Source organism: Candidatus Omnitrophota bacterium (assembly GCA_028715965.1).
GTDB lineage: Bacteria > Omnitrophota > Gorgyraeia > Tantalellales > Tantalellaceae > JAQUQS01.
Genome location: JAQUQS010000013.1, coordinates 1 through 21094, shown reverse-complemented (window position 1 = coordinate 21094; position 21094 = coordinate 1). Strand labels below are relative to the sequence as shown.

Sequence of the window (21094 nt, the reverse complement as noted above, 5' to 3'; positions counted from 1 at the left end):
GACGGGAACACCAGCTGCCCCGCGGGCAGCGCAGGATCCCCGGTACCGGCCAGGATATGGATGAGGCATTTACGGGGAAAACGTGTTTTCATCCGGAAAAGCCGAAGGAATATCCGGCAAATGTCTTCATTTGCCACAAAGCACTTTGGGCCGGTAGCCGGGAATTGAACCGCCGACACAAGGATTTTCGTTCCGCGTCGCGGAACTCGGTGTCAGTCGTTTATGCAGAGGACTTCAAATCCAAAATAAGAACCGGCCCGGGACGGACAATTTCACCGAACCGTGTGAGCGCAGACGACCGAGGAGGCACCGACCCCCGAGGAAGTGTCGGCGACCCAGAAGGCGACGACCCCGGAGCGCGGCAAGGATACTTTGCGAGAAAAAATAAGGGGACTGGTACCGCCAAGGGTTTTTGCCCCCACTGATGTACCTGTCCCCTTCTAAAAAATGGTGCCGCGGGACGGAATTGAACCGCCGACACAAGGATTTTCAGTCCTCTGCTCTACCAGCTGAGCTACCGCGGCGCCGCACACAATAATACTGTTTTTCGTGTAACCGATTATAACATAGTCTGGGGTTTAGGCAAGTGTAAAGTGTCCCGCCCTATATCGGATCCGTATTCACATCCTCACCATCTTCTATTTTATCTTTTATGCCATATTTCTCGATAAGCATCGGGGAAAAATTGTCTACAGGCGTGACCTTTACTTCAAAATATTTGTACGCTGTCTCTTTCCCCTCCCGTAACACCTGTGCCTGTATAAGATACACCTCGTCTGACGGGGTTTGCGGGCCGTTCGCGATCTCCCAGGAGACCATAACTCCGGGATACATCTCTTGCATCCTCATTTCGAACATCTCGCCCTGCATAGAACCCCGCGCGAATTTGATCGCTTTCTCGCTCATTTTATCCGTGGCGAACTTACCCGTAATAGCCGGGTCTTTTGTTTCGTCGTATTCGCCCTCACTGAATGCGATACGCGCGGGAACAATGGATATGGCGAGTATGATCATTAAAATTATCATGGAACTTTGCTTTTTCATATCTACTCCTTTGCAATGGCATACGCCACTATTATACGTAAATTGCTGTAGGTAAATCGGTTATATCTTTTATGTGTAGTATACACCACGTCGCCGTCCAATACAAGCATTGGTCGCTTGTATTGATACCGCCTTAATGCTACACTGGTTATCGTGCTTACGATATACCAATAATGCCGATATGATTATAAAAAATAGATTATTATTTCCTATATTGGCCGGCGGGATCTGTATCTGTCTTTTTCTTTCTTTCCCGTTCGTCCACAAAATATTCCGATCCGCATATCCCGTCCCGTCCCAGGCAAAGATCGCGGACCTTTCGACCGGGATCATCTCAAACATCGAACAATCCTGCTGGATAGAACAGGTTTCGGGCCATCATATAAAGCTATTCTCCCATTCTATTCCCGATATTCGTGAATATTATATAGAAAATGGCGTTCTTTTCTTCAATAACGGGACTAAAATATCGGCCCTATATCCGGACCTGGCTGATAACTCCCACATTTCGTGTACCGGGACAGGACGTACGTCCTCCAGATATCGTTCCGTATCTTTTGTCCTGAACCGCATGAACGATAAAAAACCCTTGAACATCGAGGCGTCGTCCCGCGAAAGCTGGGATATCGTCTATTTTTCGGCTGGCACGAAAGGGAAACCCGCATATGGCACAAAATCGTTACCCTTCCACAGCCTTGAAACAGCCCAGAAAAAAGCTTATCCCGGTGACGCCATAGTAGGATTACCCGGGCACTATACCCTGTCGGGCAGGCTCGTTCTTGAACATGACCACCTTTTTTTCTCTCAAGGCTCAGAAGTCTCTTTTGCCGCGGGGACAGAACTCGTTCTCCCCCCGGGAGCCGATATATATATCGGCGGCCCTGTTATGTTTCGCGGCACAAAAGGATCTCCCGTATCGTTCCGGTCATCCGGGAAGAATGGCCCGGGCTGGAACGTTTACATAACCGGTTTTTCCGGGGAAATATCCATGTCCCATACTATCCTGGACGGAATGGCCGGGTTTTTCATCAACTCCCCGGATTTTGTACTTACCACTTCTCCACTGGAAATACATGTGAATATCATGGATTCCTTTATAACACCACGTTCCACCGGTGGTATCGTCGCGAACGATTGTTCCTCCGTTTCCATTCAGGATACCACCTTCGAGACCACGGGACGTCCTCTTTTCATTTCCAACAGCTATTACACACAAAAGCCTTTTCGTCATATCCTTAAAGATAATTCTTTCATATGCGCGGGAGGGCCATCCGGCATTTCGGTTAATGTAGCGCCCGGCACCGGAGGGGAAATCCTCCTTGAAAAGAATGTTTTTCGTGATATCGCCGACTTCCCTGATCCACGATACGTGCTTTCACTTGAGATCTCTTCGGGGGACATAACCGTCGACCTGAGGGACAACGCGGCGCTTATTCGTGGTGATACGCCCCGGACGTTCGAGGCATTGCTTATACTGAATCCGCCGGATGTGGTGGAAAAAGGCATTCTTACGGTCGAGGGCAACACGGTAACCTCTCGCTGATCTCGTCGCTATTACATCGTTCCGAGCAAAGTCCTATTTTCTCGGCGCGCCGATATGGGACCCGCTCCATTTCTCGCCCGTGGAATCGCTCCAATTAAGGATAATGGTCTGTCCTATCACGTTCGTAGCGGCTTTTTTCGCAGTCCGGGTAGCTGTAACGACAAAACCCGTGTCGGTGGCGCTTGATACGGAATACGTCCAGTATGTAGTATTGCCCTGTGTGGGGAAATCCAGGCTTAGTTCGTTAACGTTGGATGTATATGTACCCGCTTCAAGCTTGTTCAGGTTCTCCGCGGTCCTTATGGCCCCGATAGTCCCTACGGCCTCCGCCGCCCTGGCTTTTTCAACAAAGCTCATATATTGCGGGACCGCCAGGGTCGCGAGGATACCTATTATTATAACAACCATCAAAAGCTCAAGCATGGTAAACCCTTTTCGGCCTAAAACTGTTATCCTGTTCATTTATTCCCCCTTTTTTCCACCGTTCACGCTATACTAGCGAGCTTGAATATCGGCAGGAACATTGCGACGATAAGACTGCCTATAATAACTGTCATGAAAATAAGTACCAGCGGCCCCAACAGGGTAGTGAACCTTACAACAAGGTTCTCAACTATATCCGCGTAATACTTTGATACTTCTTCCAACATTTTACCATAATTACCGGTTTTTTCAGCAACATAAACGAATTGTACGGCGAGTGGCGGGAAAAGGCCCGTCTGGTTGAGTGCCTCGGACAGCGGCTCCCCTCCCATAACACGCACCTTTGCCTGTTCGATCTGCTCGTCGAAAAGCAGGCTTTGTGGCGTTTTTGAGGCCACCTCCAGTCCTTTCATTATCGGTATACCACTTTTTATCAGCACGGATAACGTCGTCGTGAACGTCTGGATGGCCAGCGCCAGGAGAAACCTGCCGAGTATCGGGATCTTGAAAAGGACCCCTTCATAGACACGTCTTCCGTATTTCGTGGAAATGGCCTTTATGAAAAAGAATACGAGCAGTCCCAGGCCGGTAGCGACCATTAGAAAATAGTCCTTTACTATGTTGCTTATGTCCACTATCACCTGCGTGAACGGTGGGAGTTTGGCGTCAAAGGACGAGAACAGTTCTTCAAAGATAGGAACTACCTTCAGGATGAACACAAGTACCGTAGCTATGGCAAGCCCGAGAAGAAGTATCGGATAAAGAAAAGCGTTGGAGATCTGTTTGTGCAGGTTCGCCCTTGATTCCAGGAACTCAAGTATCTGCCGAAGAACGAACGGCAATTGCCCCGACAGCTCACCTGCCTCGACAAGATCGCACCACAGATCGTTAAAAATGGTCGGGTGCCTGGCAATGGATTCGCGGAACGATGTACCACGCTCCAGGTCGACCTTCACCTGTTCCGCGGCCACAAGAAGCTGCTGGCTCTCTATCTGTTTTATGGCTACTTCGAAAGTCTCGATAAGCGGAATACCGTTCTCCAGGAGGATAGCGAGCTCTTTCGCGAAAAGCACAAGGTCCTCGATAGTGACCTTTTTGTGCATCTTGCGCCTGGTCTTTGTCTCGATAGCTTCCATCTCCTTGATACCGAGTACCAGCGCGCCCTCTCTCTGCAAAACCTTGACCAGGTCCTGTTCACTGGAAGTGAACATGTGGTTCTTGATTATGCGCCCTTTTTTATCCCGTATCTTGTAGCTGTAATAAGGCATATCATTCTATGTCCATTGTCACGGTCATGACCTCGTCAAGCGATGTATCGCCCTGTTTTACCTTTTCTATCCCGTCTTCGCGTAGCGTTTTCATCCCGTTCCTGATAAGGGCTCTTTTAAGGTCACCCATCTCGGCCCTCTTTTCTATCATGTCCTGTATCTCCCTGTCCACACACATTATCTCGAATATGGCCTGCCTGCCGGTATACCCCCTGTTGCGGCAAGCCCCACATCCCTTGGGCCCGTAAACCTGTATCCCCTGCAATCCAAGTTTTTCCACCGTTTCCGCGTCTACTTCCACCTTCTGCTTACATAACGGGCAGAGCTTCCTTATGAGACGCTGGGCTATTACCATATTAAGGGTCGACCCCAAAAGGAAAGGTTCTATCCCGAAATCCACCAGCCTGGAGATGGTCCCAACGGAATCATTGGTATGCAACGTGCTAAGGACCAGGCGGCCTACAAGAGCTGACCGGACACAGATCTCGGCCGTCTCAAGGTCGCGGACCTCACCTACCATGATTATATCCGGGTCCTGCCTGAGAAATGTTCTTAATCCGCGGGCAAAATCCAGGCCGATCTGGGGATTGGCCTGTACCTGGTTAACTCCCTCTATCCTGTATTCTACCGGGTCCTCTATGGTCAGGACGTTCTTCTTTCGTGATTTTATCGCGCTTAGTATACAATACAATGAGGTGGATTTACCGCTACCGGTAGGGCCTGTCAGGAAAATAAGTCCGTGCGGTTTTCTTATGTTGGCATACATTTTCTCATAGTCCGCTTCCGTCATCCCTATAGTGGACAGGTCAAAATTCATCTGGCCCTTGTCCAGCACCCTCATGACCAGCTTTTCACCATGGATGGTCGGGATAGTTGAAACACGTAGATCGATATCCCTCCCGTCCACCTTGGTCATGAACCCACCATCTTGGGGCAGGCGTTTTTCCGCTATGTCAAGTCTGGAAAGTATCTTGATCCTGGACACAATAGGCGATACCATGCTTTTGGGCGGAGGTTCTATCTCGTAAAGGGTCCCGTCTATTCTCAGCCTCACGGACACGGTCTCTTCCATGGGATCTATGTGTATATCGCTTGCCTTGTCCTTTACGGCACGCTGGATAAGCAGATTGACGATCTTCACTACCGGAGCTTCCGCGGCTTTCATCTTGAGTTCGTCCACGTTATCGCCGTCACCCACTCCTGCCTTGACGAACTCTTCCATTACGTCGGCCGATGCCGTGCCGAACAATCCCTTTTTCCCGTAGAGCTTATCTATCCCTTCCGCTATGTCCTTCCTCGTGCTGCATACGACCACAAGCTCCATGTTGGTTATCTTCTTTACGTTATCCACTATCACGAAGTTGAGGGGGTCCCACATCGCGATGGTAAGGAACCTGTGTGTTTTTGAGAGAGGGAGGACAAAGTTCTCTTTCGCGAATTTTTCGTCGACAAGATGGTCCAGGTCCTGATCGAACCTTATCTCCAGCGACTTGTCGCTGAAAGAAGCGTATTTGATCCCGAGCTTCTTGCTTATAGCGAGGCACAAGCCTTCCTCCGTAAGATATCCGAGATCTATAAGAAGCTCCCCCAGGAACCTCCTGTCCTTGCTCTGCTGCTGGAGATTAAGCGCCTCGGTAAGCTGTTCCTTTGTCACGAGGTCATCTTCGAGCAGTATCTCACCTAGTCTTTTTCTCGTTACTTTCGCCATTATCTTCTACTTTCTCGGCCCACGTCTCTTCTTTTGCACCATTGTTATCAACTTTTTTTCCTTTACCGGCATATTTTTGGAGAACAGCATCCACCATGTCCTCTTTTTCCGCGACGACCGGCGGACGCATCGTTTTATCCCCCTTCTTAACGACACGAGGTGTTATGAATATCAGGATCTCCGTATCTTCCGTAGTATATGTCTTGGATTTGAAGACTTCCCCTATGAACGGTATGTCCGAAAGGAACGGGACTTTGCGGGTAGTATCGGTGTTGTTGGTCTTAATAAGCCCCGCTATGACCACGGTCTCTCCGTTACGGACCATTACGGTGGATGACGAACTCCTGACCTGTGGGTCAAGGAACTGGTTGCCTGATATCAGGTTCGCCGAGGCTTGCACGTTGGCCACAGACGGCTCTATGAACATAAAGATGTCCCCCGCGGAATTTACCTGGGGCAGGACCTTGAGGACTATCCCTGTTTCCACCCTTTCCGCCTTACTGAGCACCTCACCTGATTGGGAGAGCGTGGTGCTTTCTATTCCGATAGCGGTATTCGCCGTTATTTTTATTAACGCCTCCTCGTTGTTCACCGTCATCACGCGCGGCCTTGAAAGTACCTTGGTGTCCTGGTCTTTAAGGAACAGTTTTAGGGCTATTTCGGTCGACGCCTGGGTAAGCGTTCCGTACGAGAAGAGTTCCGAACCGGAAAGCGTCTGGCCGTATTGGTCCTTGACATAACTTTGTGTGAGCGGCGCGGCAAGCGGTATGCTCAGGTTCGAGCCTTCCTCTCCTGTGGTCTGCCCCCAGGTAAACCCGGCTGTCTGTGTTTCTGACCCTATTTCTACCCCGATCCTTTTCGCGGCCGAAGTAGTGGTCTCGAGTATCTCAGCCTCGATCAACACCTGCAAAGGTTCTATATCAAGTTTGCGCAGCGTGTCCTCTATGACCCTGAACCGTGAGGGTATGTCCGTGATGATAAGGCTGTTGGTCCTTTTGTCGGCCACTATCTTGCCATAGGGCGACATCAGCGTTTTCACTATCTCTATCACGTTTCTCGGTTTGTCCCCCTCAGAGGCTCCGCTTGAACCCACTTTTTGCCCGGAGGACGAACCCCCGGCCGAAATATCTCCGGTAAGGGAGGAGTCGCTGGCCCCTCCGCTGGTGTCGCCGAACGCGGACCCGTCCTCTTTCGACGCGGACATCTCATATACCTGTATATATTCCAACCGGAATACCCTGGTTTCCGTGCGGATCTGGGCCGTACCGGCCGGCTTTATGAGAAAAACGTTCTCCCCCTGGGATTCGAATGAAAGTCCATTTGCCTCAAGTATGGAAGTAAGCGCTTCTTCGACGGACACGTTGTTAAGATATACCGTTATCTTCTTCCCTTCGATTATGTCGCTTGCCACAAAATTCACGCCCGTCTGTCTGGAAAAGGCCTTAAGTATACTTTTGAGCGCGGCGTCCTCGAAATCCATCGTCACCCGTCTGTCGTCCTGGCTGGCGGCCTGGGCCATAGGATTGGCTCCCATGATCCCGCCCATACCCGTTACTTCCTGTACGCTCCAAGCCGGGCCGCTCATGCCCCAAACGATCAGGGACATGCCGAGGAATATCGGTAGGTTTTTTACAATTCTCATGTTTTGTCACCTCGTGAGTTCGATTTTTTTATTATCCCTTTCAAGTATAACTTTATTCGGGGAAATGCTCAAGACCTCCGCGGCTTCCACTATCTGTCCGCTGGATACGACTTTTCCCGATATTATCGCTAAGGGTTCCGGGCCGCCCATAATAACCCCTTCCAACACAAGATCCTCGTGTTCTTGCTCCGCTATGGGTTTGGTAAGCGTGCTCCTTTTTCTTGTCGCTTCTTCCTTTTCTATCATCTCTACTTCGAGCGGCTTAGCCATAGGGTCGCGGAACGTCGCCCCGTTATACACTATACCCTTATGGTCGAAGGAAGGAAGCTCCGCGCCCTCTACGGACATCATATCGCTCCCGGCTGTGGATGAGAACATGCTGTTCATCCTTACTTTCGTATAAATAAGGTTAAGCAGGAACACGGCTGCCAGTATTATTATTACTTTTTTCTGTGTGGATGCTTTCTTGTTGCCCGTCATTTGCCCTTCCTGAAACATCTTATTATCGTCCTGAAATCGGTCTTTCTTTCCTCGATGATCTTTTTCTTGGTCACGGTCCCCGGCTCTGTCGCGCTATCGTCCTGCGCGGCGTCGGATGGGTCCCCACTTGTAACGGGTGCCTGCTGTGGGGACTGGGTCATTCCCATCTCCTCCTCCATAAGACGCATCATTTCCTGGTCCATCGGGGACATGCCCGGTTGCATGGGGAACCCCGAAGGCGTCATCATGCTCTGTGCCCCGGGAACACCTTGGAACATGTTGGGCGTATTAGCGACCGCGGCCGGGCCTCTTCCCCCTACCCTCCTGAACCCCTGTCCGGAGCCACTTACACCGGAGGCCTGGTTGAATCCCCCGATATCTTTTGCCCGCAGGTTAAAACTCTCGAAATACAGATACCTGTCACTGTTCTCAACGTCGGCCGCGAATTTGCCTATGTTATGGTATTTCCCGCTCCCCTCAACTATGACCCCGAGCATATCATATCCGTTGACCCTTTCAGGGGTCATGGGTTTCACCAGTTCCAGGACAAGATCGTTCTCTTTCGCGGCATCGGTGATGAATTTTATCATCCATTGTTCGTCTTTTTTTCCCGCGACCTTCAGGTCGAACGTCCCGATATATTTCTGATATGCCGCTACTTCCTCAAGCATCTTTAGCCCCTTAAGAGCATCTTGCTGTGTCGCTATCCTGCCAAGGATGCCTCCTATGTCGATCTTCACTATCAGCAAAAACCCGACAAAGGCCAGCGTGCTGAATGAAACTATATACGCCAGTTTTACCCTGTCTTTCAGAATATCTTTTATTTCCGAAACATCCATTCCTTGCCCCGATCCCTATTTAAGTATCGTCTCGAATTCGTTGATCTCCTTGTCTATAACGTTCTTTTTCTTCACTTCAACGAGATCCACTTTTTCGTACCCCCGCATAAGGGTGTCATCCTTTTTTATACTATTAACGATATAATTGACGTCAACAGTCTCTGCCGGGTCAGAAAAATAGACCGATCCGATCACCCTGAACATATCCTTGTCGTCCCCGGGCGTCAGCGTGTTCCTGTAATTTATCTGGTCCAACCACGCGTTCGGGGGGACATCTTTACATATCTCTTCCATTTTCTCTGAAAGGAATTTCCTGCGCTTGATCGCTCCCCCGATAAACTCCACCTTGCTCCGCGTATTATCCCTGACGACTTCGATCTCGGCTTCGGTAGCGTCCGGAGCTATCATGCTATACGCCTTGAACTGCGCGCGGATACCGGCTATGCTCCTGTCCTGGAAGACCCCGACCCCGACCAGGACCAAATGGACCAATAAGATGACCCCGAGCAATATGCCTGACCGTTGCAGGACCGGTTTATACGTCCAGATGTCCCGCCACCTTATCTCTTTCGGTGCCAGGTTGAGCATGGGTCCCTCCACCGCTTCATGCATCAACGTGAGTATCGGGACAAAACGGTCCTTGTCCTGTAACGCGACGCTTGAATACTCCTTGAGCTTAAGCCTTTCGATCGGGATCCCTATTTCCCTGGAGATATCCTCTTCCTCTGAGTGCCCCGGCGCGAATCCCGAGATAAAAAGCTTACTTATGTTCTTGCCGCCTTCTTTCCCGAGATACTCCGTGGCGTTATAGACATCCTGTTCTATCATCCCCCAGACATTGCGTACCGGTGGATAGCTGAGCTCCGTGGTCTCGAAATCCTCGTCAACCGGCACAAGGTTGAGTTCCCGGAAAAAATAAGGATATCCGTCCAGGATACCGGTTATCACGACTTTGTTCGTAGGCTCGTAATGTAGCGCGAGATACGCCTTGTCCCGCTCTATTGAGCCTTCCTTCCAGAGGGCCCTGGTCATAAGGACCGGCTCGGGCTCGGCTATTGACGGGATCATGCCTTTGCTGACGAAGAACTGCAGTAGATTGTTAAGATTGGTCTTTTCGGCCGCCCCGAAAACGACTTCCTGCCTATCGTCGATTACACCCACTTTTTTGAAATTATGGCTTATATCCTCGGCCCTGAAAGGAATATATTTCTGCATCTCGAAAGAGACCGCGTTCTCGATCTCGGCTTCCGGTACTTTCGCGAAAGAGAACCTGCGAAGAAGGAAAAAATCGTTCTTAAGGTTCACCGCGATACGCGCGGGTTTTTCGTTCTCCATATCGATACATTTTTCCATGGCCTTCCCGAGTTCCGCGTTTATAGTGGCGAGAGGCGCGTGCCTAAGGCTCCTTTTTACCGGATACCTCTGTATGAAATCCACCTTTCCCCCGGAAAAACCTATCTCCATCTGCCCCACATCGATGAAGTCATGGCTTATATACACGGCGGTTATCCTGGTCAGGATCTCCCGCAATGTTTTAATGTCGATCTGTCCCATATGCTTGTTTCCCTTATCAGTATTTTACCTTGTCGCCTTTTTTGATGTTGTCCCTTAAAGCTTTATACATGGGTTCGGCCACGGAAACATCCGGCCCCGTCTTGGTGACTTGTACTCTTCCAAGAAGCTTCTTGTCCCTGACCACGAACAGCAGGTCCCCGGCTTTCACCCCGTGTCCGGCGCCTATGTTCAATACGACGAAATTATACTCCTTGTTCACGTCCAGGATATCCCCCTCTACGGCGGTCTCAATAAAGGCCTTGGGCGCGCTGTCATATCCGGATTGTGGTGACGTGGCCTCCACGATTATAGGCTCAAGCTGGCCTAGCACCGCCGATGGGTCGCCTCTCCATCCCGCTTCTTCTTCCTCTTCCTCAGCGACGGCAATGGCCGGCATGCTCCTTGCCTTCTCCAGTTGCGCAATGAGGTCTTCCTTTTCCTGGGTGAAAACGTTTATTTTATTTCGCAACTCGGATATTTCCGTGTCTTTTTTCTGCATGTTATCCTGTACCGCTATCATCTGGTCGTTGAATGTTTTTATCGTTTCGGACAACTTTTCGTTCTCCTGCTGGTATTCCTCCATCTTACCGGTAAGAAGTTCTTTTTCTCCCCTTACGGCTTCCAGGGACGTCTCAAGGGTGGCCTTGTCCTTGAAAAGGGATTTGATCTTTTCTTCCAGCGCTTTTTTCTCTTTGCTCAACATCGCGTTATTAACACGCATACTTTCTTTCTCTTCTATGATATACCACATCGTAATGATGACAAAGAACGCGATTATGCCGATAAGGATCCTACCTATGCTTACTTTTGGCCTCATTCTTTGGTCTCCTTGTCTCGGGTGGCTTTTTCTTTTTCCATGTCTTTCAGCACCTCAATGAACACATCGACCAGTTTCGGGTCAAGTTTTGTGCCGGCATAGCTCTGCAAGATCTTGACAGCCTCGCCTGTGGGCATAGCTTTCTTGTAGGCCCTCTCCGTGGTAAGAGCGTCATAGATGTCCGCTATAGTGATTATCCTGGATACCAATGGGATCTCTTCCCCCTTTAATCCGTCCGGATAGCCTGATCCATCCCAACATTCGTGATGTGACCGCACAAGCTGGGCCAGTTTTGTCATGGACCTTAGCGGTTTTAATATGTTCTCCCCGATGACCGTGTGCTGTTTCATCACCGCGTATTCTTCCTCGGTGTATTTGCCCGGCTTATTTAACACGCTGTCGGTTATCCCGACCTTTCCCAGGTCATGGAGGATAGCCCCGCCCTTGAGGATCTTTTTTTGTTCCTTGTCGAGCCCCATCCTCACCGCCAGGTGTTCGGCATATGCCCCCACCCTTTCAAGATGTCCCCCACTATAAGCGTCTTTTGCTTCCACCGCGCGGGCAAGGGACAACAGGGTCGAGTAATAGGTCTCCTCTATGGACGCGTTAAGCTCAAAGTTCGATACGGATGTCCCCACATGGTTCGCCAGGTTCTCAAGCATGAAGAGGTCCTCTGTGTCGAGTTTCTCCGTATCTTCCACATCGCAGACCCCCATAACACCTTTTATTTCCTTCTTCTCGACAATGGGAACGCATATGGCGTTGTTGTACCTTATTTTCTCCCCTTCAGAAGCGGAGGGGATATGTATCCCTTCGGTCTTCGGCTTTTTCACCACCATGGGTTCTTTGCTGTTGATGACCATCCCGGTTATGCCTTCCTTGTCAGAGAGTTCCATGTTCTCCGGAAGGTCCTTTTGGGGGCCCACGTAAGCCTTGAGCCTCAAGCGCCCGTCCACCCTATCGTAAAGCGCGATAAAACAGGATTCCGCCTTAAGCACTTTGCGTGTGCTCTGCGCAAGCAAGTTAAGAAGAACATCTATTTTTTGCGTCGATACTATGACGTGCCCAATTTTCTGGAAAAGCTCCCTTGCCATGCTCCTGGAATATTCCAGGTCATGTATCCTTTCTTCCAGTTCGCTTGTCACCTTGTTAAAGGCGAGGGACAGGTCCTTGACCTCTTTCTGGTATGTGGCTTCCAGCTGTTCCCGGAAGCCCACGTTCTTGTATATCTGCTGGGTCTTTTTGACTATGTCTATGATGTCCTTGATATATTTACGGATGACAAAGTACCCGAATAATCCGGACAGGCACATCCAGAAAACAATAAGTCGGGCGTATTGTGTGGTGAACGTGATGTTCCGCCTGATGAACACCTCGAACGTCAGATAGAAAGCGAGAAGGACCGGTATGATGATCATGAAGAACGCCGCCAGGGCCATCCTGGCGATGATGACATCGGCATTGACAATAAGTTCCCGGCCCTTTTCCGAGATCCCGGCCTCGGAGACCAGTTCTGCTTCTTTTTGTTCTTTTTTTCTGTTTCTCAGCATATTATTCAAAAATATTCGTCATACGATCCTAATATGACGCTCAGTTCCTGTGTCTTTTTTTCTTCTTTCGGAAAGTTCTCGGTCCACTCCACTATTATCTTTCCCCTTACTATCCCGTTTGCCGACCATTTCGTGCGATTGGTCTCGTATTTTTTCACCTCGTACTTGAGTTCCCCTTTCATCGTATCCCGGAAATAGCTCTCCGGCAGGACACATAGTTCCGGATCTGTCCTGGCATCGTGCATGCCGTCATTGAGCTCCGTGGGAAGATTTGTCCAGCATCTCGATATCTGGAACCTCCCACACAGCGCCAATAGACTGTCAGCACAGGCGCGCGCGTAGTTCATCGACTGCATCCTGTGGGCGGCTTGGTTGAGGAGCCCTTTCTCATGTATATACACTCCCGCTATGGCACTGGCGACTATCGACAGTATAAGCACGGCCACGAGCGTCTCAATGATCGTAAAACCTTTTTCATTCAGTTTTTTACGGATTGCCATCTTGTTATATATTTCTCGGTGGTCTTGCCCCCGACCTGGTCAACGTCACATATTATCGTGCGTTTGACCCCGTCGACCTCGCTCTCGCCCGTTACTCTTACGGTATTGTTCAGGAGTTCGTAATTCAGAGTAACAGTCTCGCCCTGGTCCGTCACAAAGAGATTAAGCTCCTCTTCCTCGGGTATTATCCACCCGCCCCCGCCCCAGCACTGTATCATCAGCTGGTTGTTGCCGTAATGTACCCCGGAAACGGCAGCATAGTAGGCGCGTTGTGAGTTAAGGAATTTTTTGTATATCTGCGTCCTCCTGTAGATCGACATGGAGAACGCCCCTACAAGTATAGTAAGGGTCGCGGCAATTATAAGTACCGATATTATGATTATCCCTTTTTCGTTTTTCAGCCCCATGTCCTTAGTTGATCTTGCTCAAATCAAGCTTGGCGCCTATACCTGTCCCGGTCTTACCCGCGGTATAAGCGGTACTATAAGTAAAGAACCTTTCGTCATCGGAAGTCACCTGGTAGCTCAGGTTAAGCTTCGGGTCTTCGGAAAAGACCTTGGTACCGGCGTTCTCGGCCGCTCCCTGCACACAGGAGTTGGTCACCGTGCTCTTGGTCCCGGAATATATTTTCGCCCCGTTCCACAGGATACTGTCCTTTATCGTGAAGTTGCTTGAGCCCCATATCGTGTATTTCTCGTCGGATACGGCGTATCCGCCCAACATAATGCTGTTCTCTATAATGGTATCGTTAGAGCTCCCTTTCTGCGAGTATATCCTGCCCTTGAGCACCGAATTGGTCACCACCAGGTCCCCATCAGCGTAATAGCTGCTGTTGTCATAGGCGTATATGCTGTAATAGGGGCTTTCGATTATATTGTTGTCGATGATAACGTTCTTCGCGTTGTTGGCGATAATACCGTATAATTTATTCCCTATTATCTCGTTATCCCTGATGATCGTGGGGGTCTGTGAATAATTCACGGATATCCCCCCTACCCCTTTGCCCAGATTGTCTATATGGTTCGAGTCCACAAGGATGCGGCTGTTGGGATTCGAGTTATACCCCCGGATGCTTACCGCCGGGCTATTCCCGTAATACCAGTAATCGGTCGCCTCCCCTGCCCCGCCTTTTATCGTATTGTCGTGTATGCGCGCGCTTACATCGGACTTCCCGTAGGTATAGTAACTTATCGGGGTGGCCTGGTTATAATAGTAATAATCGCTTTTTGGCACGCTCGTATCGCGTACGAACTCGTTATTGTATACATCGGCGGTATAATTCGCCGCGTCGTCATAATACGCGTACTGGCTGACATAAAGCGCGTTGCCGCGGCCATATTTGAAGCTATTGTCGGCTACGGTTATTTCCGCGGCCGCCCCGCCCGAGTCCCTGGAGTAGTAGCTGGCGTTCGTCCCTACCGACAATCCGCCGGACATGGTATCGAAATAGTTCCCCTTTACCTCCACAACGGTCTTTGAGTCGCTTCCTCCGGTATACGCGTATACAGAGGCCCCGCCGCCATAATAATAATTGCCTGTTTTATCGTTGGCGAAAACGTTATTGTAGAGCCCAATGGCCTGGTCAGTAGGAGAGTAATAATTACCGGATATGCCCAGACTGCTATATTTGGTAGTAAATGTGTTATTCTCGATGAGGGCGTTCTTGGCCCCGGAGATACTGAACCCGCCCGTGCTTCCCTGTTGTATCGTGCAATCGTTGATATTGACGTCGAAGTCCGAAGCTTGACTCTGGCGCATAAGCCTCCAGTTGTTGACCTGTATACTGCCCAACCCCTGAAAATCTATATGTGAAAAATCAAAATATTCCTGGTCCCCGGCTATATGCATCTGCCAGCCATACGTACTGTCCGGATCAAGCGTACCCATGGTTATTCTTGAAGCTTCGCTCGCCTGGAATTGCAAATTCCCATCGATGTACAGGTTCGCTCCCGGGTCCATAAGAACGACCGCTCCTTCCTTGAAAATAAGGTTCGCTCCCGGGGAAAAATACATGTGGTCATGCGTTATGTTCATCGTACCGGAGATCTCATATGTCCCGGGAAGAACCACTATAGCGTCGCCCTGCTGTGCCGCGTTAAGCGCTTGCAGTATGGTCGTGTACGGGAATATTTTGGTGCCGTCCTGGATCGCGTACAGTGTTGTCGAACTCACATATATCACGTTCCAGCTTTCCTGCGCGGCCGCGGTCGTCTGCACGAAGAACCTGTCCTTGGTCCCCGTAGCTTCCTCGTCCTCTTCGTTCTTGGCCCAGAACTTTATCTGTACCTCCTTGAACCTGGATGTCGGCCTTCCCACCCCCGTGCCAAAGAACATCTGGTCAGACGTTATCCCGGAAACCAGGGCTTTGTTCGCCCCACCTCCGCGGAAATAAAGCGTGTCCCCGTCGAAAACATACTCCCTCAGGTGATCGGACGAGTGGGAATGCAGTTCAATATTGTTACTTCCCTTTACTACCACCCACGCTGACTGCTCAATATTCTCCACAAGGTGGTTGATTATGAACTGTGCTTCCATGTCCCTTTGAGAGGTCTCGCTGGCGTCGTTAATAAGCTTGGCATGGTAGAAATATATCCCCCCCGCCACTATGCCTACAAGGGCAAAGATAAGCGATGCCATAAGAAACCCTATCAAAGTAAAACCTTTTTGGTTTTTGGTCATTATCTTCATTTTAACCACCCCCAACTGGGTACCTTTTTAAAATTCATAACAAGCATACCATTATTAATAATTAAATGCAAATTTGTATATATTATTCACAATAAAAATAAAATATACCGAAATCCCTATGTGAAAGATCTGTTTTCCCACAAAATTCATGCTTTCTTTTATTTTACCCTACATTTATAGTATACACTAGCCGGAGGATATAAAGTAGAGTATACGTTCAAATAGCCAGATGCGCGTATTTACGCAACTTGTTTAATATAAATGATTTAATGTGTGTTAAGGCGTGTAAACCAAAGATTAACCGACAATTAACCGTCTTTGAGCCCCTACATGCGAATAGGAGAAGAGTTGGCGAGATATTCCATGCACGCTTGTTCGAACGAAATATTTTTTCCGTTGTAGAGATTGAACTCTTTCCTGAAATCTGAGATCTCCCTTATCTCTAGATCAAGTACGTTCAAAAAGTCTTCCGTTGGATCTTCGAATTTTGCTCCTATGACAAATTTTTTTTCGGGTACTTCTTCAGAGTAGACCGGGGTGGCTTTAACACAGAACATCTTCTTCTTCAAGTATATACGCATGGGCAGGCTTTTTCTCTCCTTCAAGTTTTCCTGGAAAGTAAAAGCCATACCCCCGGCCGACAGGTCCACGATCTCAAGGTACTGCTCGCTGGACTTATCGTCGAACTCTACCGGATAAGTTACCTTGTGCCTTTTCCATTTGCGCCGTTCTTCCATAGGCAGTATTATACCATATTTTTGATAGATTTTTCGTTAAGTTATAAAAAATTTAGCCCCTAGGCCCTGCCGTATATGCGGGTTTCAGCCTGTTCAGCTTTTCCCGCTTTTTATCTTATCTGTTACCCAGAACCCCATGTACCTGCCGGTCATTAATCTCGTCTGGGCGTCCAAGGCAGGAAGCGCGCTTAAGAAAATAAGGGTAAATGGCATAAGCAGCCATTGGAGAATGAACCCCGCTTTTTTCAGCAAAGATACTTTTTTCCCTCTTCTCGGCAGCATGCAGAAACTCAGAATGATACTTGCGATGAGCGAGAACGATGCCAGGTTGAAGATCGTAGCCGCGACCCGGGGGCCGCTGTAATAGAATACGGAAACAGCGAACTCTTTATCCAGGGACAATGCCGCCGGTAACCACCCTACGAAAGTGAGCAGGAACGCCCACGTGGACCAGGATACGTGTCCCTCCAGCAATTTAAATGACTGTTTTATCTTGGTCAACAATGGGATCCCGCGGTTCTGCATGAATCCTCGCATCACTATGGGGAAGTTCTCGACACCCCAGGCCCATCTACGCTTTTGTTTATAAACATTGACCACCGTCTTCCACAAACTTTCTCCAACGACCGCGTCCATGGATATCGTAGTGTACATGGGTACCGTATGGTACTCCCCGTTAAACTGCAGGAACGCCTTCCAGAAAACCGCCGAATCGTCCGAGATCATGTCTACCGGCCAATACCCTATATCACATAAAGCCTGGAAGCTCATACTATGGCTGGAGAATGTCACCAGTTTTTCAGGGTTGGTCGCTTCGATAAGCAGGAAAAAAGAGGACCCTATGTCCAGGACCCTGGTCAGTCCGGGCGCATCCCAGATGTTATTGTTGTATACGGGTATGGGTTGGAAACTGGCCTTACACCTGAACGGACATACCAAGAAATAATAAGTAAGACACGCGAAATACTGCTCGTTAACGACCGTATCGGAATCAAAACATGAGACCAATACGTTCTCCAGGGGAATGTTCCTCTCAGAAAAGAACTCTTTTCCTGCCCGCGCGGCGAAAGTCGTATTTGCCCCTTTTGCCCGTATCTCTCCGGGAATACCGTCAGGGTGCTCCACGATAAGAACGTCGAGGAAGAGATCCTTATATCTTCTCCCGATCTCCCTGATGTCCCTCTTAACCTGTTCCTCCGCCCGGGCCTCAAGCGCCATGACAAGCAATATCCGGGAAGTGGGGAACTTGCTCTTTGTCATGCTCATTATCCCGGGATTCACGATCTCGCCAGATTCCTTGGCTATCGGTACTATCACGATATGGTAGATATCATCCGAATGGATCTTTTTTCCCCGGCTTCGGATAAGGTTTTCTACGTCCTTACGATAAAATTTTTCCGATATATCCTTCGCCCTGGACCCGGATCTGCCTTTCTTCGGCCATGAACCCATATCGTCCTTTATCTTGTCCGTATTCCTGACGCGGTCCATCCAATCGGTATCCTTTTCCACCGATAAGCGCAGGTACGACAACACCAGGAATATCGTAAGATAGAATATCCTGAGAAGCCAATAGATATAGAAAGCGATAATAAGTATGGCCGCGACCAGCGGGAAAAAAGCCGACAGGACGGTCATGCCGCATATTATCCCCCAGCTTACCGCCCCGGGCATTATCTCAAAAACCCGTTGCCAGACCCTTTGCCTGCCAGCAAGCCCGGTGGGGGAGAACCTGAATTCCTTACTATTCTCCATTCGAATCCTTATTCTTTTTCCCCTCTGTTCCCGGAACGGGCGTTATCGGCCTGTCCGGGATAAGTTTTATCGACCTAGGGACATTATCCTGTCCGTCGATATAATATATACTGCCTGTCTTCTCGGAATAATTCGCGGGGTTTGCCGCGTCAACGGTGAAAAGTTCAGCTACCGGGAATTCCCCATACGTCTCTATCTCGACCAGGGAGATCTTCCCCGCGTCCTTAACGAGAACATACGCTTCAGAGAACACCCAGAAAGCTTCATCGATGTCCTGGCCGTTCTCGTAAAGCCACACCAGAAGGGGTGGTTTTTCGAACCCCACATACCCGGTAAGTTCCGTACTGAAGTCCAGAAGCCCTACTTTACTTTTTGACCAGACAAGCAATCTTTTGCTGTACGCGGCCGGCTTCACGTCTTTGATCTTTTCGTCGGTGAACCTGTAGGGGAGCTTGCTGGCTATAAGATCTCCATCCTCTCCCAGAAAGATCATAAAGTCATCCGAGATCACGCGAATATCATACTGGATATCCCGAAAGATCTTCCCTCCCAGGGAAGGATCTTCCAGTATATCTTCTTCGCTCGTCAGGTCCATCGAATCACTTTTCACCAGGTTATCCTCCGTAAGCGTGTATATCCGCCCTGCCTCCAGTCCGTACCCTTTGACCTTATTGATATATTCCGGATATATCGCCCCCTCTTTTACATCTATACGTTCAAGATTCCCCCCGTTAAGCGAAAAGACGTTCTGGCTCCCTCTGAACCAGCTCACAGTGTCTATCCCGGAAAGGAACAGCTCCGTTACGTCCGTAGCCTTGTTCCCGGAAGGGTTCAGCTCTAGCCATACATATTTTTTTTCCGCGCCAAGCAAAAGTGCCAAAAGCACGGAAGTATCGCCCTTCACGCACTTAACGTCGGAAACCGTGTAGTCCCGAAAAGGAGACCCGTCCTCGAACAGGGGCGTTATTTTATCTTCCACGTAGTTATATGTTATCCATTTAGCCGCGCCCGCGTCTTTTGCCATGAGAAAAATATCGGTCCCGGGAACCGGGAGGAATTTGCTGAACGTTTCGTTCATGATCGCCTCGGGCGCCCACTCCGAAGGTATAAGGAGGACCTTGTCCAGCACGGTGGCTTTTTCTTTCTCGACAGGAACAGTCTGGTCCCATGGCCTGTAGTTCTCGGCTATCGCTTTGACATTGTAGCTCCCGGATGTCAGCTCAAGGAGCATTACCGGGGTGGTCTTTTCCTGCTTTTCTCCGTTCAGGTATACCGTCGCCCCCTCTGGAGCCGTGGCAAGATAGATTAGCCCTGTCTTTATCACATTTTTGTCGCCGGGTTTATATATATACCCCATTGAGTAAAAGATGACCAGGGGGCATATTATTACATATGCGGCCGTGAACAAATAAAAAAGTATTTTTCTTAGCAGCTGCATGTCAGTAACTTACCTTTTATTCTGCCTTTTGGCAAGTTTTGCCGGCTATTGTTGATTTTGGCCGACCGATATAGTATCCTTTCCCGTGTATTTCCACGGGAAGGATATGCATGAGTTTTTTCGAGATATTAATGCTTGTTTGTTTCGGGGCCGCGTGGCCCTTCTCGATCGCCAAGTCCTACCGGTCTATGTCCACGGAAGGCAAAAGTCTGGTTTTCCTCGTTATCGTGTTGGTCGGGTATGTCGCCGGCCTGCTCCACAAGGTATTTTATGATATGAATGCCGTTATAATATTGTACGCGGCTAACGCTTTAATGGTGTCCCTCGATATTTGTATTTTCCTGCGTAACCGCCGCGTGGGAAAAAAACACACTTGTTGAAAAGGACCTTTTATTGCGGCATATTTTTGATGAAGATAAGTTTAAGCGTGATATACGGAGCGCTCTGCCATGGCCAGAACATCCCGATTATGACCCCTCCATCCGTTTCTTTGCGGAAAAGGGTCTGGTCCTGATACAATCCTCCATATATCTCTGTTATCTCAAGGTCCTCCCTTGACGGTTTTTCCCCTGCCTTTTTTACTGGTCCTCCCAGCTCTGAGATAAGGACGTTATTCCATGCCGCGATGTCTTTGTCGAAAAACACGAGCTCTATCCTGTCGTCCGAGACACATCTTTTCTCATATATGCCCAGCGCTTCTATTTTGTCCATGAACCCTTTAAGCATCGTTCTCCCGTCTGTAGCGTATCGCTTTATTTTTCCCCACTAGCAGTACCTTTTTTCTTTTTTTCTCCGGGACCTTCTCAATGGCGTAACGAAGTGTGGTCCTGGCCATGCGTTCTCGGTTGTTCGCTATGTACTCTTCGGCTTTTCCACTGTCTTTTTTCCAGATCTCCCGCAGCATCCACCCGCATGCTTTGTGCAGAAGGTCCTCTTCGTCCTCGATCACCATATCAATAACGTCCAGGGCTTCATCCAGCTTGCCCGCCCCTATGAATCTGGACGTGGCTATTACCGCGATGCGTCTTTCCCACATATCGCATGACCTTTCCAGCCCACGTAAGGCCCGCTTGGCCCGGCGGACCAGGTGTTCCCCCACGATCCGCCC

General features: G+C 49.4%; 20 protein-coding genes and 1 tRNA gene. 2 read left to right on the top strand and 19 right to left on the bottom strand.

Annotated features, from left to right (window positions below; genetic code table 11):
• Positions 1-448: 448 nt before the first annotated feature.
• Positions 449-524, bottom strand: a tRNA-Phe gene (locus PHH49_06215).
• 79 nt (positions 525-603) lie between these two features.
• Positions 604-1044 carry a hypothetical protein gene (locus tag PHH49_06210; protein MDD5488534.1) on the bottom strand — a complete coding sequence of 147 codons (441 nt, stop codon included), beginning with the start codon at positions 1042-1044 and terminating at the stop codon, positions 604-606.
• Positions 1045-1225: 181 nt separating this feature from the next.
• Here PHH49_06210 and PHH49_06205 point away from each other — a divergent pair, with 181 nt between their 5' ends.
• Entirely contained in the window at positions 1226-2587 is a 1362-nt protein-coding gene (locus PHH49_06205) for a hypothetical protein (GenBank protein MDD5488533.1), read from the top strand.
• 33 nt (positions 2588-2620) lie between these two features.
• Here PHH49_06205 and PHH49_06200 read toward each other — a convergent pair whose 3' ends face one another.
• From PHH49_06200 to PHH49_06130, 15 genes are all read right to left on the bottom strand, one after another.
• On the bottom strand, positions 2621-3049 hold the full coding sequence (locus tag PHH49_06200; GenBank protein MDD5488532.1) for a type IV pilin protein: 429 nt from the start codon (positions 3047-3049) through the stop codon (positions 2621-2623).
• A gap of 23 nt (positions 3050-3072) precedes the next feature.
• A complete protein-coding gene (locus PHH49_06195) occupies positions 3073-4278 on the bottom strand; it encodes a type II secretion system F family protein (GenBank protein MDD5488531.1) in 1206 nt (401 codons plus the stop codon).
• A gap of 1 nt (position 4279) precedes the next feature.
• Positions 4280-5986 (bottom strand): ATPase, T2SS/T4P/T4SS family, encoded by a 1707-nt coding sequence (locus PHH49_06190; protein MDD5488530.1) that lies wholly within the window; start codon positions 5984-5986, stop codon positions 4280-4282.
• Positions 5955-7628: a secretin N-terminal domain-containing protein gene (locus PHH49_06185; GenBank protein MDD5488529.1), complete on the bottom strand. Its 1674-nt coding sequence runs from the start codon at positions 7626-7628 to the stop codon at positions 5955-5957. Before PHH49_06185 ends, PHH49_06190 begins: the two co-directional genes overlap by 32 nt.
• A 6-nt stretch (positions 7629-7634) precedes the next feature.
• Positions 7635-8108: a hypothetical protein gene (locus PHH49_06180; GenBank protein MDD5488528.1), complete on the bottom strand. Its 474-nt coding sequence runs from the start codon at positions 8106-8108 to the stop codon at positions 7635-7637.
• Positions 8105-8947 (bottom strand): type 4a pilus biogenesis protein PilO, encoded by an 843-nt coding sequence (gene pilO, locus PHH49_06175; GenBank protein MDD5488527.1) that lies wholly within the window; start codon positions 8945-8947, stop codon positions 8105-8107. The genes PHH49_06180 and pilO overlap by 4 nt, the downstream gene beginning before the upstream one ends.
• A 15-nt stretch (positions 8948-8962) precedes the next feature.
• Positions 8963-10501: a hypothetical protein gene (locus tag PHH49_06170; protein MDD5488526.1), complete on the bottom strand. Its 1539-nt coding sequence runs from the start codon at positions 10499-10501 to the stop codon at positions 8963-8965.
• A 16-nt stretch (positions 10502-10517) separates the two neighbouring features.
• Complete coding sequence (locus tag PHH49_06165) at positions 10518-11318, bottom strand: hypothetical protein (protein ID MDD5488525.1); 801 nt, start codon at positions 11316-11318, stop codon at positions 10518-10520.
• Complete coding sequence (locus tag PHH49_06160) at positions 11315-12868, bottom strand: HD domain-containing protein (GenBank protein MDD5488524.1); 1554 nt, start codon at positions 12866-12868, stop codon at positions 11315-11317. Before PHH49_06160 ends, PHH49_06165 begins: the two co-directional genes overlap by 4 nt.
• Positions 12869-12873: 5 nt before the next feature.
• Positions 12874-13368, bottom strand: coding sequence for a prepilin-type N-terminal cleavage/methylation domain-containing protein (locus PHH49_06155; GenBank protein MDD5488523.1), 495 nt, complete (start codon positions 13366-13368; stop codon positions 12874-12876).
• Entirely contained in the window at positions 13347-13775 is a 429-nt protein-coding gene (locus PHH49_06150; GenBank protein ID MDD5488522.1) for a hypothetical protein, read from the bottom strand. The genes PHH49_06155 and PHH49_06150 overlap by 22 nt, the downstream gene beginning before the upstream one ends.
• A gap of 4 nt (positions 13776-13779) precedes the next feature.
• On the bottom strand, positions 13780-16056 hold the full coding sequence (locus PHH49_06145) for a hypothetical protein (GenBank protein ID MDD5488521.1): 2277 nt from the start codon (positions 16054-16056) through the stop codon (positions 13780-13782).
• 326 nt (positions 16057-16382) lie between these two features.
• A complete protein-coding gene (locus tag PHH49_06140; GenBank protein ID MDD5488520.1) occupies positions 16383-16793 on the bottom strand; it encodes a PilZ domain-containing protein in 411 nt (136 codons plus the stop codon).
• Positions 16794-16886: 93 nt separating this feature from the next.
• Positions 16887-18548 carry a glycosyltransferase family 2 protein gene (locus tag PHH49_06135; GenBank protein MDD5488519.1) on the bottom strand — a complete coding sequence of 554 codons (1662 nt, stop codon included), beginning with the start codon at positions 18546-18548 and terminating at the stop codon, positions 16887-16889.
• A complete protein-coding gene (locus PHH49_06130; GenBank protein MDD5488518.1) occupies positions 18538-19905 on the bottom strand; it encodes a PEGA domain-containing protein in 1368 nt (455 codons plus the stop codon). The genes PHH49_06135 and PHH49_06130 overlap by 11 nt, the downstream gene beginning before the upstream one ends.
• 191 nt (positions 19906-20096) lie before the next feature.
• On the opposite strand from PHH49_06130, the gene PHH49_06125 reads away from it, so the two are divergent.
• Entirely contained in the window at positions 20097-20366 is a 270-nt protein-coding gene (locus PHH49_06125; GenBank protein MDD5488517.1) for a hypothetical protein, read from the top strand.
• A 10-nt stretch (positions 20367-20376) separates the two neighbouring features.
• Here PHH49_06125 and PHH49_06120 read toward each other — a convergent pair whose 3' ends face one another.
• Positions 20377-20712 carry a hypothetical protein gene (locus PHH49_06120; GenBank protein ID MDD5488516.1) on the bottom strand — a complete coding sequence of 112 codons (336 nt, stop codon included), beginning with the start codon at positions 20710-20712 and terminating at the stop codon, positions 20377-20379.
• On the bottom strand, positions 20705-21094 hold a 390-nt coding region (locus PHH49_06115), incomplete at its 5' end, for a DNA alkylation repair protein (protein MDD5488515.1). The genes PHH49_06115 and PHH49_06120, both read right to left, overlap by 8 nt.

What these genes read in the sequence shown, in the direction of transcription:
- PHH49_06180 (MDD5488528.1), bottom strand. Translation starts at nt 8,108, where the DNA reads ATGACGGGCAACAAGAAAGCATCCACACAGAAAAAAGTAATAATAATA.
- PHH49_06155 (MDD5488523.1), bottom strand. Translation starts at nt 13,368, where the DNA reads ATGGCAATCCGTAAAAAACTGAATGAAAAAGGTTTTACGATCATTGAG.
- PHH49_06130 (MDD5488518.1), bottom strand. Translation starts at nt 19,905, where the DNA reads ATGGGGTATATATATAAACCCGGCGACAAAAATGTGATAAAGACAGGG.
- PHH49_06165 (MDD5488525.1), bottom strand. Translation starts at nt 11,318, where the DNA reads ATGAGGCCAAAAGTAAGCATAGGTAGGATCCTTATCGGCATAATCGCG.
- PHH49_06195 (MDD5488531.1), bottom strand. Translation starts at nt 4,278, where the DNA reads ATGCCTTATTACAGCTACAAGATACGGGATAAAAAAGGGCGCATAATC.
- PHH49_06190 (MDD5488530.1), bottom strand. Translation starts at nt 5,986, where the DNA reads ATGGCGAAAGTAACGAGAAAAAGACTAGGTGAGATACTGCTCGAAGAT.
- PHH49_06135 (MDD5488519.1), bottom strand. Translation starts at nt 18,548, where the DNA reads ATGGAGAATAGTAAGGAATTCAGGTTCTCCCCCACCGGGCTTGCTGGC.
- PHH49_06185 (MDD5488529.1), bottom strand. Translation starts at nt 7,628, where the DNA reads ATGAGAATTGTAAAAAACCTACCGATATTCCTCGGCATGTCCCTGATC.
- PHH49_06120 (MDD5488516.1), bottom strand. Translation starts at nt 20,712, where the DNA reads ATGCTTAAAGGGTTCATGGACAAAATAGAAGCGCTGGGCATATATGAG.
- PHH49_06160 (MDD5488524.1), bottom strand. Translation starts at nt 12,868, where the DNA reads ATGCTGAGAAACAGAAAAAAAGAACAAAAAGAAGCAGAACTGGTCTCC.
- PHH49_06125 (MDD5488517.1), top strand. Translation starts at nt 20,097, where the DNA reads ATGAGTTTTTTCGAGATATTAATGCTTGTTTGTTTCGGGGCCGCGTGG.
- PHH49_06145 (MDD5488521.1), bottom strand. Translation starts at nt 16,056, where the DNA reads ATGAAGATAATGACCAAAAACCAAAAAGGTTTTACTTTGATAGGGTTT.
- pilO (MDD5488527.1), bottom strand. Translation starts at nt 8,947, where the DNA reads ATGGATGTTTCGGAAATAAAAGATATTCTGAAAGACAGGGTAAAACTG.
- PHH49_06200 (MDD5488532.1), bottom strand. Translation starts at nt 3,049, where the DNA reads ATGAACAGGATAACAGTTTTAGGCCGAAAAGGGTTTACCATGCTTGAG.
- PHH49_06170 (MDD5488526.1), bottom strand. Translation starts at nt 10,501, where the DNA reads ATGGGACAGATCGACATTAAAACATTGCGGGAGATCCTGACCAGGATA.
- PHH49_06140 (MDD5488520.1), bottom strand. Translation starts at nt 16,793, where the DNA reads ATGGAAGAACGGCGCAAATGGAAAAGGCACAAGGTAACTTATCCGGTA.
- PHH49_06205 (MDD5488533.1), top strand. Translation starts at nt 1,226, where the DNA reads ATGATTATAAAAAATAGATTATTATTTCCTATATTGGCCGGCGGGATC.
- PHH49_06210 (MDD5488534.1), bottom strand. Translation starts at nt 1,044, where the DNA reads ATGAAAAAGCAAAGTTCCATGATAATTTTAATGATCATACTCGCCATA.
- PHH49_06150 (MDD5488522.1), bottom strand. Translation starts at nt 13,775, where the DNA reads ATGGGGCTGAAAAACGAAAAAGGGATAATCATAATATCGGTACTTATA.